A 12,531-nucleotide genomic window follows, 5' to 3' on the forward strand; every position below is an offset into this window, starting at 1 on the left:
TTGCTGCAATATCAATGACTTTGGAGATCAATCTTACTCGCCGCGATTTGTTCACCGCGATTTATTAGCCGCGAAAAACACAACCCGCAGAACAAGTCTCTTTTACCATGACGGCGCTCAGTTCTGGTAATTGCGGTTTAAGCTGTTGCCAAATCCAGCTGGCCAGCACTTCACTGGTCGGATTTTCCAGACCGGGAATATCATTCAGATAGTGATGATCCAAACGTTCCCAAATCGGTTTAAACGCAGCTTTGAGTTCAGCAAAATCCATCACCCAGCCGGAGTGAGCATCAACTTCACCGGTGACCTCGATACGGATCATAAATGAATGGCCGTGCAAACGACCGCATTTATGGCCCTCTGGGACATGGGGTAACAAGTGGGCGGCTTCAAACTGAAAATCTTTAAATAGGGTGGTGCTCATTATTCTGACCTTATTGACTCAAAAAACCGCCGCATAGTACCGGAAAGCATCGATGCTGGCTATGAATGCGCTAGCGGTGTGGCCTCCCGAGCCTGACGCATTGTGCTTATCTACAGCGTAGCCTACTGATTTATATACAGACGAACTCAATCTGTGGCGCAATATCAGTGGGCGAAAATTTCCTAATAAGTTGAACACTTTAACTCATATCTATTACCTGAAAAACCGCTTAGTCGTTTTGGTTATTTATTATTTCTATTGCTTCTTTAATTGTTATTATCGGGATGGTTAACCTTACAAACATCAAGATTTATTTGCTGAATATATCAGCTGACACTGGCTATAGCTTAAGGGAATTAGTACTGCAATGACGACTCAGGTTCCTCCTAGTTCTTTACTTCCGCTATCGCCGGAGCAGTTAGCCCGCTTGCAGGCGGCGGTGGGTGAGTTTTCCCCAACCCAAATGGCATGGTTATCTGGCTACTTTTGGGGCATGGTTAATCAGCAACCCGGTGCGGTTGTTGCTCCAGCTGTAGCGGCTCCTGCGGCGGTAACTATTACCCTGATTTCTGCCTCTCAAACCGGTAATGCACGCCGCCTGGCCGAACAGTTACGCGATGACCTTTTGGCTGCCAAACTTAACGTCAATCTGGTTAACGCCGGTGATTATAAGTTTAAGCAGATCGCGCAAGAGCGCTTGCTGGTGATTGTGGCTTCCACTCAAGGTGAAGGTGAGCCGGCCGAAGAGGCTGTTGCCCTGCATAAGTTCCTATTCTCTAAAAAAGCGCCGAAATTGCCAGAAACGGCCTTTGCGGTATTTGGTTTAGGCGATACCTCATACGAGCATTTTTGTCAGGCAGGCAAAGACTTCGACAACAAATTGGCTGAGTTGGGTGCACAGCGGTTATTGGAGAGAGTCGATGCTGATGTGGAATATCAAGAATCCGCACAACAGTGGCGTCAACAGATTGTGGCGGCATTGCAGGCAAGAGTCCCCGCGCAATCAGCGGCTGCGGTAGCAGTAACACAAAGCGGCGCGGTTGATGAAATTACCTCCAGCCCATACAGCAAGGCTGCGCCACTGACCGCACAGTTATCTGTGCAGCAAAAAGTGACGGGTCGCAACTCTGAAAAAGATGTGCGCCATATTGAAATTGATTTAGGGGACTCCGGGCTGCGCTATCAGCCGGGTGATGCTCTGGGTATCTGGTTTGATAATGACCCGGCATTGGTTGAAGAGTTGTTGGCGTTATTGTGGCTTAAAGGTGATGAGCAGGTCAGTATTGATGGGCAGAATATATCGCTGTCGCAAGCACTGCGCAGCCAGCTTGAACTGACACAAAATACTACTCTGATCGTCGATAAATATGCCGCACTTTCCCGTGATGAAAAATTGATTGCTTTGCTGGCGGATAAACCGGCGCTGCAACACTATGCTAAAAATACCCCAATTGTTGATATGGTTCGTCAGGCTCCTTCAGACCTGAATGCCGATCAACTGGTTGCGTTGTTACGGCCACTGACACCTCGCCTCTATTCCATCGCCTCCTCACAGGCTGAAACCGAGAATGAAGTGCATATTACCGTCGGTGTGGTGCGCTATGACATTGATGGCCGGCCACGTACAGGTGGTGCATCGGGTTATCTGGCGGATCGGCTGGAAGTGGATGGTGATATTCGCATCTTTATCGAACATAACGATAACTTCCGTCTACCCGCTAACCCAGAAACGCCAGTGATAATGATTGGGCCGGGAACCGGAATTGCACCTTTTCGCGCTTTTATGCAGCAGCGCGAAGCCGATGGTGCTACGGGCAAGAACTGGTTACTTTTCGGCAACCCGCATTTTACTGAAGATTTTCTCTATCAGGTCGAATGGCAACGCTATGTTAAAGATGGCTTGCTGACTCGTATTGATCTGGCATGGTCGCGCGATCAAGCCCATAAAATATATGTACAAGACAAACTGCGCGAACAAGGTGCAGAACTGTGGAACTGGATCCAACAAGGTGCCCACATTTACGTCTGTGGCGATGCTAATCGCATGGCGAAAGACGTTGAGCAGGTTTTACTGGACGTGGTGGCTCTGCACGGCGCGATGGATGCTGAGCAGGCTGATGAATATTTAAGTGAGCTGCGCCTGGCGCGCCGTTATCAGCGGGATGTGTACTGATGAGTGAAAAACACCCTGGGCCGTTGGTCGTGACGGGAAAACTTTCTGACGGCGAGCGCATGAAGTCGCAAAGCAACTTCCTACGCGGGACGATTGCAGAAGATTTGAATGACGGGCTGACCGGCGGGTTCAACGGCGATAACTTCTTGCTGATCCGCTTTCACGGCATGTATCAACAAGATGACCGTGATATCCGTGCCGAGCGCGCTGAACAGAAGCTGGAACCACGCCATGCCATGATGTTGCGCTGTCGTTTACCCGGTGGGATCATTACCCCGCAACAGTGGTTGGGGATTGATAAGTTTGCTGCGGATAACACCTTATACGGCAGTATCCGTATCACTAACCGCCAGACATTCCAGTTCCATGGCATTCTAAAAGGGAATGTGAAACCGGCTCACCAGTTGCTCAATCAATTAGGTTTGGATGCATTAGCGACGGCAAACGATGTTAACCGTAACGTGCTTTGCACCTCGAATCCGGTGGAATCAGTGCTCCATCAGGAAGCCTATGAATGGGCGAAGAAGATTTCTGAACATTTACTGCCGCGCACTCGTGCTTATGCTGAAATCTGGTTGGATGCAGAAAAAGTCGCGACTACGGATGAAGAACCGATCCTCGGTGCCACTTATTTGCCCCGCAAATTCAAAACTACGGTAGTCATTCCGCCGCAAAATGATGTGGATCTCCATGCCAATGACCTTAACTTTGTCGCTGTGGCGGAGAAGGGCAAGTTAGTCGGCTTTAACGTGCTGGTAGGCGGTGGGTTATCTATTGCTCACGGTGATAAGAATACTTATCCACGCAAAGCCAGTGAATTTGGCTATATCCCGCTACAACACACTTTAGCTATCGCCGAAGCGGTGGTGACAACCCAGCGTGATTGGGGTAACCGTACTGACCGTAAGAATGCCAAAACCAAATATACGCTAGAGCGCGTCGGTGTTGATGTGTTTAAAGCCGAAGTTGAAAAGCGCGCGGGGGTGAGTTTCGGAGCCATCAAACCTTATCAATTTACTGGCCGTGGCGATCGTATCGGTTGGGTGAAAGGTATTGATAAAAAGTGGCACCTGACCTTATTTATCGAAAATGGCCGTTTGCTGGATTACCCCGGCCGCAGTCTGAAAACCGGCGTGGCGGAAATTGCCAAAATCCATCAGGGCGACTTCCGTTTAACCGCTAACCAGAACCTGATTGTGGCTGGCGTGCCGGAAAAAGACAAAGCGCGCATTGAAGCATTGGCCCGTGAACATGGCCTGATGGATGACAGCGTCAGCCCGCAGCGTGAAAATTCAATGGCTTGTGTTTCATTCCCAACTTGCCCATTGGCGATGGCGGAGGCTGAACGCTTCCTGCCGGAATTTGTCACCCGTATTGAAGGTATTTTGCAACAGCACGGTCTGCCCGATGAGCATATTGTGATGCGCGTCACCGGCTGCCCGAATGGTTGTGGCCGTGCGTTATTGGCGGAAATGGGGCTGGTGGGGAAAGCGGTTGGCCGATATAACCTGCATCTGGGCGGCAATCGCGAAGGTACACGAATACCGCGAATGTACCGTGAAAACATTACCGAAGATGAAATTCTGGCCATTACTGATCAATTGGTCGGGCGCTGGGCGAAGGAACGTCATACTGATGAAGGTTTCGGTGATTTTGTTATTCGCATCGGTGTTATTGCTCCGGTGATAGATTCAGCCCGCGACTTTTATGATGTTCAGGAGGCGGTGTGAGCCAATTTAATCTCAATGAACTTAATGCGCTGCCGAAAGCGGAACAAGCGGCGGCATTGGCGCTGGTTAATGGGCAATTGGAGCATCTAACCGCACAGGAGCGCGTCAGCTGGGTGTTGGAAAATCTACCCGGTGAGTTTGTGCTCTCTTCCAGCTTTGGTATTCAGGCCGCAGTTTGCTTGCATCTGGTGACACGCCAGCAGCCTGATATCCCAGTGATTCTCACTGATACTGGTTATCTGTTCCCTGAGACCTATCAGTTTATTGACTCTCTCACCGAAAAACTTCAGCTCAATTTACAGGTGTTTCGCGCGCAGCAAAGCCCCGCCTGGCAAGAAGCTCGCTATGGCAAACTGTGGGAGCAGGGTGTTGAGGGGATTGAGCGCTACAATGATTTGAATAAAGTTGAGCCAATGAATCGCGCACTGGAAACCTTAGGTGCTCAAACCTGGTTTGCGGGGCTGCGTCGTGAACAATCGGGGAGTCGTGCAAAACTACCCGTTTTGGCAATTGCGCGCGGGGTCTTCAAGTTGCTTCCTATCATTGATTGGGATAACCGCCAGGTTTATCAGTATTTGACGCAACATGGCTTGAGCTACCATCCACTGTGGGAGCAGGGCTATCTCTCGGTCGGTGATACCCATACCACCCGTAAATGGGAACCGGGTATGAGTGAAGAAGAGACGCGTTTCTTCGGCCTAAAACGTGAATGTGGTTTGCATGAAGGCTGATCGTGACAGATTGAGAATAGGGCGCTAATTGCGCCTTGAGGTTAATGGCAAAGTGCTCGTAGCGGTGAAAACAGGCAGATCGTAAAGACGCCACACTTCTTTTGTTAAAACAAGCCCTCCCTGGGGGCTCGAGCTGCGCCATCCCTGGCGCGGACGCTTTACTCTTCTACCTGCCTTCACCTTGCAAGGTCGAGTTGTTGGGGTTTGTCAGCAGTCTGAGAGAGCTAATCGCACCCTTTCTTTTAGTGGCCACTAACGAGCAATTCGCTCACGCGCCAACTCGGCCAGAAACTGACTACGATTCTTATAACCACGATGGGTGGCGATAAACTTATCAATCGCAGTGAGTAGATTCTGTGACATCGTCAGATTAAATTTTATTGCCTTACTTTCATACTTGGCCGGATCGATCTCGACAAACCCTAAAATGCCGCCATCTTCTTTTAAACGCGGATCATTGATATACCGTTGTGGATCTTTGGGGGGCGTTGGTAATGGAAAACCTTCATCCATTAGCGCCTCAATATGAGTGGCAAAGGCTTCTTCAGCATGCTGACTAATCTCCGCAAAGGTATTACCCGCAAAGAAGCAGCCGTCAATATCGGGAAAATAGCCGTCGAATCCTTCTACAGTACTGAAGATGAAAATAGGGTAGATCATGGTTAACTCCCCAAGCTGTTTATACCTGTCTGGCAGCAAGCTGCATCTGTGTTGGCTGCCCCAGCCACTTACTTGTGTAAGCTCTTGGAGATGTGCAACTTGAACTATTTAGGGTATACCGCGTTGCTTAAATCAATTTAATCCCGGAAATCTGCTGAGCTTGCCGCAGCATGCCTTTGGATAACTCTTTGCGTGGATGAGGGAGCGTAATAACTTTACGGATACCTGGTTTACACAGAGTGATATGGCTCCCACCATTGTTTTTTTTACCTCCTCTGATTTGCCAGCCCGCATCCTGCAATCGCTTTATTAATTCGCCACTCTCCATGTGACCTCCTGGTGAGTGCTGGTAGGTATCATACCTACCAGCAAGATTGAGTCAATTGTTTATAGGTATCATACCTACCAAAAGTTATACGCTGAAAACACGGAAAAGGGCGATCGTACTGATCGCCTTTGATTTGAATTAATTGGTTTTTTTACTTGTTTTGCGTGATGTTTCGCATAGTGGAAACTATTTTTTAGCGGCAGCTAACTCTTGTATCAGTGGCAGCAATATCTGTACGGTATCGTGTGTACGTTTGGTGATTCGGCCCGGTAAGAATTTATCCAGATAATTTAAGTTATCCAGTTGGCTTTGATGACGCGTGGTTCCCTGTGGGAAATGCTTACTGATAGCTCGTTGTTGGCAGCCATCTTTATTGCCTAATGTATAGTTGCTAGCCTCGACGAATAACACCGGTATCCCTGTAGAATCAAAAGCATCCTTCTCTACCCGGCATGGCGAAGTGACTTTGTCTTTTACGGTGGAGGCTGTAATGCCATAGCGGCGCGCTAGCGTCAGTGCCTGATCCCTGGCAGCCTGAGCCGAGGGTTGGTTACTGGCATTAAAATAGAGGCGATCGCCAGTGATCAGGTTATCTATATTGATGACCAGCAAGGTGTTGGCTTTCTCTGCCGGACTCATTCGTTGTAGATAATTTTCAGTGCCTTGCGCGCCAATTTCCTCGGCACTGAGCGCGACAAAACGCACATCATAGCGCAACGGCGCTTTTTTGAGGCGCTCCGCCAGTTCCAGCATCACTCCGACCCCCGCGGCATTGTCATCAACACCTTGTAAGGTCAGACCGCCCAGATTTTTATCTAAATCTTTATCACTTTGCGGGGTGTAAGTATCAAAGTGCGCCATGATGACTATCTGTTTTTGATCATCTTCTTTATTGGTCGATGCGTTGTGGGCAGCTATTACCGAGGTGGCACTGACGTTGCGCCAGCTTTGCTTGCCATTTTTACTGGTATAGAGATAACGGGTATTGAAGCCACGTAAATTACTCTGATAGCCCATCTGCTGAAAACGATGATTAATATACTCCGCTGCCAGTAATTCAGCAGGACTGCCTGCCATGCGGCCAGGAAAGTAGGTGCTGATATGGCGAACTTGTTGTTCAGCTATTTGACCGGTGGCGGGAGATGTCGCTGCCTGAAGTGGCAGGACGGTCGTTAAACTCAGCGTAAAGAGTGCCCACTTTAGGCAACGACGGGAAAGCATACCGAAATATCCTTGTTTATAGTCTGCGCTATACCTGTTGGCATAGATAACGTCATTAGTATGGGAGTGTCGTGTGTAATAGACAATCCGTATGGCTCCTAAAGTGCAGATATTTATGTCAGCAGATAAGAAAATTGTCCGCAGTGATAATCTGAGTAACATCGCTGGGAACCTTACTATCACGCCTATATATCATTATGGAACTTGTAATTACTTTTAGTCATTTCATAAGGTCATAACCCCCCCCTATAGTCACCCTACGTATATGCTTATTATGTAATTGAAGGATGCTGTGGACTATCTACCTCTTTTTGCCGACTTGAAACGACGCCCGGTACTGGTCGTTGGTGGCGGTGAAGTTGCTGCGCGAAAAATTGACTTACTCCACCGCGCGGGCGCACAGGTGCGGGTAGTGGCACAGACTCTCTCATCCGAACTCGAGCAACTTCATCAGGATGGCCGCATTCACTGGCTGGCATTAGACTTCTTGCCCGAGCAGTTGGATGAGGTGTTTTTGGTGATTGCCGCTACCAATGATACTGCGCTGAATGCAGCAGTTTTCGCGGCAGCAGATAAACGGCATCTTCTGGCGAACGTGGTTGATGATCAACCCCGCTGCTCATTCATCTTCCCGTCGATTGTCGATCGTTCTCCGCTGGTGGTGGCGATTTCCTCCGCCGGTCAGGCGCCGGTACTGGCACGTATATTGCGTGAGAAGTTAGAAGCCTTGTTACCCAGCAGCTTGGGCGATATGGCCGCTGTCGCCGGGCGTTGGCGTGGTCGGGTTAAACAGCATGTTGCTTCAATGGGTGAGCGCCGCCGCTTCTGGGAGAATGCGTTCAGTGGCCGTTTCGCCAGCTTGATCAGCCGTGGTCAGTTAGCGCAGGCTGAAGAAGAGTTGCAATTATCATTGGAGGGGCAGAACCGCAATCAGGGGGAAGTCGCTTTGGTGGGGGCAGGCCCCGGAGATCCCGGTTTGTTGACCTTACGCGGTCTACAAGTTATTCAGCAGGCTGATGTGGTGCTGTATGACCATTTAGTTAGCCCAGAAGTGCTGGATTTAGTGCGCCGTGATGCGCAACGCATTTGTGTTGGTAAGCGAGCGGGATCGCACTCGGTTGCCCAAGAAGAAACCAATCAATTATTAGTCACCTTAGCGCAGCGCGGCAAACGCGTGGTTCGGCTAAAAGGGGGCGATCCTTTTATCTTTGGTCGTGGTGGTGAAGAGCTGCAAGTTGTGGCGCGTGCGGGCATCCCCTTTCACATCGTGCCCGGGGTGACAGCCGCTAGCGGGGCGACAGCCTATGCGGGTATTCCTCTGACTCATCGTGACTACGCACAAAGCGTGACATTTATTACCGGGCATTGCCGCGCTGATGGCGATGATGTGGATTGGCAGGCGCTGGCCCGTGGTCGCCAGACGTTGGCAATTTACATGGGCACAGTGAAAGCGGCTGAGATCAGCCAGCAATTAATCACCCACGGCCGGGCCAGTACCACGCCAGTAGCGGTGATTGGTCGGGGCACGCGTGCTGATCAACAAGTCCTGACGGGCACATTGGCAGAGTTGGAATTATTAGCGCATCAGGCCCCGACACCGGCACTGTTGGTTATCGGCGAAGTGGTGGATTTACATCACCAAATTGCCTGGTTTGGGCAACAACCTCAGACTGAACAGGCCATCAGCCCGTCAGTCGTGAATTTGGCATAAAGGATCTGTTATGGACGAAAAACGACTCACTCATTTGCGGCAATTGGAGGCGGAGAGTATCCATATCATCCGTGAAGTGGCCGCCGAATTCGGTAACCCGGTGATGCTCTATTCCATCGGTAAAGACTCTTCTGTGATGCTGCATTTGGCGCGCAAGGCATTCTTCCCCGGTAACTTGCCATTCCCATTGTTGCATGTGGACACCGGCTGGAAATTCCGTGAAATGTATGAATTCCGTGACCGCACGGCTAAAGCGTTTGGCTGTGAGTTGCTGGTGCACCGCAATCCGGAAGGAGTGGCGATGGGGATTAACCCATTTGTTCACGGCAGTGCCAAACACACCGATATCATGAAAACTGAAGGCCTTAAACAAGCGCTGAACAAATACGGTTTTGATGCGGCTTTTGGTGGAGCGCGGCGGGATGAAGAGAAATCTCGCGCCAAAGAACGTATCTATTCGTTCCGTGACCGTTTCCATCGCTGGGACCCGAAAAACCAGCGCCCGGAGCTGTGGCATAACTACAACGGCCAGATTAACAAAGGTGAAAGTATCCGCGTTTTCCCGCTTTCTAACTGGACTGAGCTGGATATCTGGCAATATATCTTCCTGGAAAAAATCGACATTGTGCCGTTGTATTTGGCGAAACCACGGCCAGTGGTGGAGCGCGATGGGATGTTGCTGATGGTGGACGACGATCGTATTGATTTGCAGCCAGGCGAAGTGATCACTCAGAAGATGGTGCGTTTCCGCACGTTAGGTTGCTGGCCACTGACAGGTGCGGTGGAGTCCGAGGCGCAAACCTTGCCTGCCATTATCGAAGAGATGCTTATTTCGACCACCAGTGAACGTCAGGGTCGTATGATCGACCGCGATCAATCCGGCTCCATGGAGCTTAAAAAGCGTCAGGGATATTTCTGAGGAGCGCCCGATGAACACCAAATTTCAAAACCAATCAGTGGCAGAAAATCAGCCGATTGAAGAAACTAAATCCATGATTTTACAAAACACCTCTATCGCCCAGCAAATCGCTAACGAAGGCGGAGTGGAAGCCTATCTGCATGCGCAACAACATAAAACCATGCTGCGTTTTCTGACTTGCGGCAGCGTGGATGATGGTAAAAGTACGTTAATTGGTCGTTTATTGCATGATACTCGCCAGATCTACGAAGATCAGCTCACTACGCTGCACACCGACAGTAAGCGTATTGGTACTCAAGGCGAAAAACTGGATCTGGCGTTACTGGTGGATGGCTTGCAGGCTGAGCGTGAGCAGGGCATTACTATTGATGTCGCTTATCGTTACTTCTCGACAGAACAGCGCAAATTTATCATTGCCGATACTCCAGGGCATGAGCAATACACGCGCAATATGGCGACGGGTGCTTCGACCTGTGATTTGGCTATTTTGCTGATCGATGCCCGTAAAGGGGTTTTGGACCAAACTCGCCGTCACAGCTTTATCGCCACCTTACTGGGTATCCGCCACTTGGTGGTGGCCGTGAATAAGATGGATTTGGTCGATTATCAGGAAAGTGTTTTTGAGCAATTTAAACAAGATTATCTGAGTTTTGCCCAGCAACTTCCCACTGATCTGGATATTAAATTTGTCCCGCTATCCGCGCTGGATGGCGACAATGTGGCCTCTCCCAGTGAGAAGATGAATTGGTATTCTGGCCCGACACTGCTTGAAGTACTGGAAAGTGTTGATGTGGTTAATGCCAGCCGCCAGCAGCCGCTGCGCTTCCCGGTGCAATATGTTAACCGGCCAAATCTGGATTTTCGTGGTTATGCTGGCACCTTATCTGCCGGTATCGTGCGAGTTGGGCAAAAAATCAAAGTGTTGCCCTCAGGAGTGGAATCCACTGTTGCGCGCATTGTTACTTTTGATGGCGACTTAACTCAGGCTGGCCCCGGTGAAGCTATCACGCTGGTGCTGACCGATGAAGTAGATATCAGCCGTGGTGATTTATTGGTTGATGCCAGTGAAACCCTGAAAGCGGCGCAAAATGCGCTGGTAGATGTGGTATGGATGGCGGAACAGCCATTAGTGGCCGGGCAAAGTTATGACATCAAAATCGCCGGGAAAAAGACCCGTGCGCGAGTCGAAAATATTCAGTATCAGGTTGAAATCAACTCGCTGACCCAGCGGGTAGTTGAAAGCCTGCCACTCAATGGTATTGGTTTGGTTGAACTGGCGTTTGATGAGCCGCTGGTGTTGGACAGCTATCAACGCAATCGCGATACCGGCGGTATGATCTTCATCGACAGATTGAGTAATGTCACGGTGGGGGCTGGGTTGATCCGTGAAACGCTAGAGTCGGTTTATCAGGAAAATACTGAGTTCAGTGCCTTTGAACTGGAGCTGAATGCGCTGGTCCGCCGCCACTTCCCACATTGGGGTGCACGTGACCTGTTAGGGGGGAAATAACGTGCACGCCGATCAGACTAATCATGTGGGTGTCAATGAGCGGGAAGGCGCGCTAGCCGACGAAAATGTCGTCTGGCATCCCCATGCGGTGACCCGAGAAGATCGTGAGCAACAGCATGGGCATCAGGGCGTAGTGCTGTGGTTCACTGGCTTGTCTGGTTCCGGTAAATCTACGGTAGCCGGTGCGCTGGAGCAGGCACTGTTTGCTCGCGGTGTCAGTACTTACTTACTTGATGGCGACAACGTGCGCCACGGTTTATGCCGTGATTTGGGCTTTTCTGATACTGACCGACGCGAGAATATTCGTCGGGTTGGAGAAGTGGCTAAATTGATGGTGGATGCCGGTCTGGTGGTGCTAACTGCGTTTATCTCTCCGCATCGGGCAGAGCGAAATATGGTGCGGGATATGCTGGCATCAGGCCAGTTTATTGAAGTGTTTGTGGATACGCCGTTGGCAATTTGCGAAGCCCGTGACCCGAAAGGATTGTATAAAAAAGCCCGTGCCGGTGAGCTGAAAAACTTCACTGGCATCGACTCTATTTATGAATCTCCTGAGCATCCCGATATTCATTTGCAGGGTGAACAATTAGTAACAAATTTGATTGAACAATTGTTAGACGTACTGCGTGGTCGAGCTATTATCAAATCCTGATATATACCCTTCGTTTTTGAGCCAATGACCTTGGGTATTTTATGTATAGGCAAAACGCCCTCAGAGCGTGCCGGTAAACTGTACCCACAGGATTTCTATGCTCAATATCACCCAGATTACTATCGACGAACAACGGGAACGGGAGGAGCCGTCTTACTCCTTTCTCGGTGGCGTTACAGGTTTTGTTTTCTATTGGCTGGCGTTCGCGATCCCTTTCTTTGTCTATGGCCCCAATACTGTCTTCTTCTTGCTCTACACCTGGCCGTTCTTTTTAGCTTTGATGCCGGTGTCGGTGTTGATCGGGATGACGCTCAGTATGCTATCGCGCGGTAATGTACTCATCACCGTGGGGGGAACGGGGATTGCGGTAGTGTGTTTATTCTGGATGCTGTTTTCATTTCTCACCGGTTGGTGAGTGGTGAATCGGCGGGCTGCCCGGTTTGATTTTATGACAGCCCGCTTCAATTTGTGA

General features: G+C 50.0%; 12 protein-coding genes. 8 read left to right on the forward strand and 4 right to left on the reverse strand.

Features of this window, described 5'->3' with window-relative positions:
* Positions 1-64: 64 nt before the first annotated feature.
* Positions 65-424, reverse strand: a complete 360-nt coding sequence (queD, locus tag FTB31_RS11125) for a 6-carboxytetrahydropterin synthase QueD (protein WP_019080455.1) — start codon at positions 422-424, stop codon at positions 65-67.
* 367 nt (positions 425-791) lie between these two features.
* Here queD and cysJ point away from each other — a divergent pair, with 367 nt between their 5' ends.
* From cysJ to FTB31_RS11140, 3 genes are read left to right on the forward strand one after another with little or no spacing between them, the layout of a single operon-like run.
* Positions 792-2,597 carry an NADPH-dependent assimilatory sulfite reductase flavoprotein subunit gene (gene cysJ / locus FTB31_RS11130; protein WP_077293280.1) on the forward strand — a complete coding sequence of 602 codons (1,806 nt, stop codon included), beginning with the start codon at positions 792-794 and terminating at the stop codon, positions 2,595-2,597.
* Entirely contained in the window at positions 2,597-4,327 is a 1,731-nt protein-coding gene (gene cysI / locus FTB31_RS11135; protein WP_077174203.1) for an assimilatory sulfite reductase (NADPH) hemoprotein subunit, read from the forward strand. The genes cysJ and cysI overlap by 1 nt, the downstream gene beginning before the upstream one ends.
* Positions 4,324-5,058 (forward strand): phosphoadenylyl-sulfate reductase, encoded by a 735-nt coding sequence (locus FTB31_RS11140; protein ID WP_077174202.1) that lies wholly within the window; start codon positions 4,324-4,326, stop codon positions 5,056-5,058. The genes cysI and FTB31_RS11140 overlap by 4 nt, the downstream gene beginning before the upstream one ends.
* Positions 5,059-5,310: 252 nt before the next feature.
* On the opposite strand, the gene FTB31_RS11145 is transcribed toward FTB31_RS11140, so the two are convergent.
* From FTB31_RS11145 to FTB31_RS11155, 3 genes are all read right to left on the reverse strand, one after another.
* The gene (locus FTB31_RS11145) at positions 5,311-5,718 is read right to left on the reverse strand and encodes a type II toxin-antitoxin system HicB family antitoxin (RefSeq protein ID WP_050075982.1); all 408 of its coding nucleotides are present in this window, start codon (positions 5,716-5,718) and stop codon (positions 5,311-5,313) included.
* Between the two features lie 127 nt (positions 5,719-5,845).
* Positions 5,846-6,046, reverse strand: a complete 201-nt coding sequence (locus tag FTB31_RS11150; RefSeq protein ID WP_050075983.1) for a type II toxin-antitoxin system HicA family toxin — start codon at positions 6,044-6,046, stop codon at positions 5,846-5,848.
* Between the two features lie 186 nt (positions 6,047-6,232).
* Positions 6,233-7,267, reverse strand: coding sequence for an aminopeptidase (locus FTB31_RS11155; RefSeq protein ID WP_077293274.1), 1,035 nt, complete (start codon positions 7,265-7,267; stop codon positions 6,233-6,235).
* 292 nt (positions 7,268-7,559) lie between these two features.
* Between FTB31_RS11155 and cysG the strand changes: the two genes are divergently transcribed.
* The 5 genes from cysG to FTB31_RS11180 all read left to right on the forward strand — a co-directional run bounded on the left by cysG (position 7,560) and on the right by FTB31_RS11180 (position 12,474).
* Positions 7,560-8,978, forward strand: a complete 1,419-nt coding sequence (gene cysG / locus FTB31_RS11160) for a siroheme synthase CysG (RefSeq protein ID WP_077174201.1) — start codon at positions 7,560-7,562, stop codon at positions 8,976-8,978.
* Between the two features lie 10 nt (positions 8,979-8,988).
* A complete protein-coding gene (gene cysD, locus FTB31_RS11165) occupies positions 8,989-9,897 on the forward strand; it encodes a sulfate adenylyltransferase subunit CysD (protein ID WP_019083933.1) in 909 nt (302 codons plus the stop codon).
* Between the two features lie 10 nt (positions 9,898-9,907).
* Entirely contained in the window at positions 9,908-11,407 is a 1,500-nt protein-coding gene (gene cysN, locus FTB31_RS11170) for a sulfate adenylyltransferase subunit CysN (protein WP_196299161.1), read from the forward strand.
* 1 nt (position 11,408) lies between these two features.
* Positions 11,409-12,059: an adenylyl-sulfate kinase gene (cysC, locus tag FTB31_RS11175; RefSeq protein ID WP_320407164.1), complete on the forward strand. Its 651-nt coding sequence runs from the start codon at positions 11,409-11,411 to the stop codon at positions 12,057-12,059.
* A gap of 97 nt (positions 12,060-12,156) precedes the next feature.
* Positions 12,157-12,474: a DUF3561 family protein gene (locus FTB31_RS11180; protein WP_050075987.1), complete on the forward strand. Its 318-nt coding sequence runs from the start codon at positions 12,157-12,159 to the stop codon at positions 12,472-12,474.
* Positions 12,475-12,531 lie beyond the last annotated feature (57 nt).

Origin of the sequence: Yersinia proxima (assembly GCF_902170785.1) — a bacterium.
Lineage (GTDB): Bacteria > Pseudomonadota > Gammaproteobacteria > Enterobacterales > Enterobacteriaceae > Yersinia > Yersinia proxima.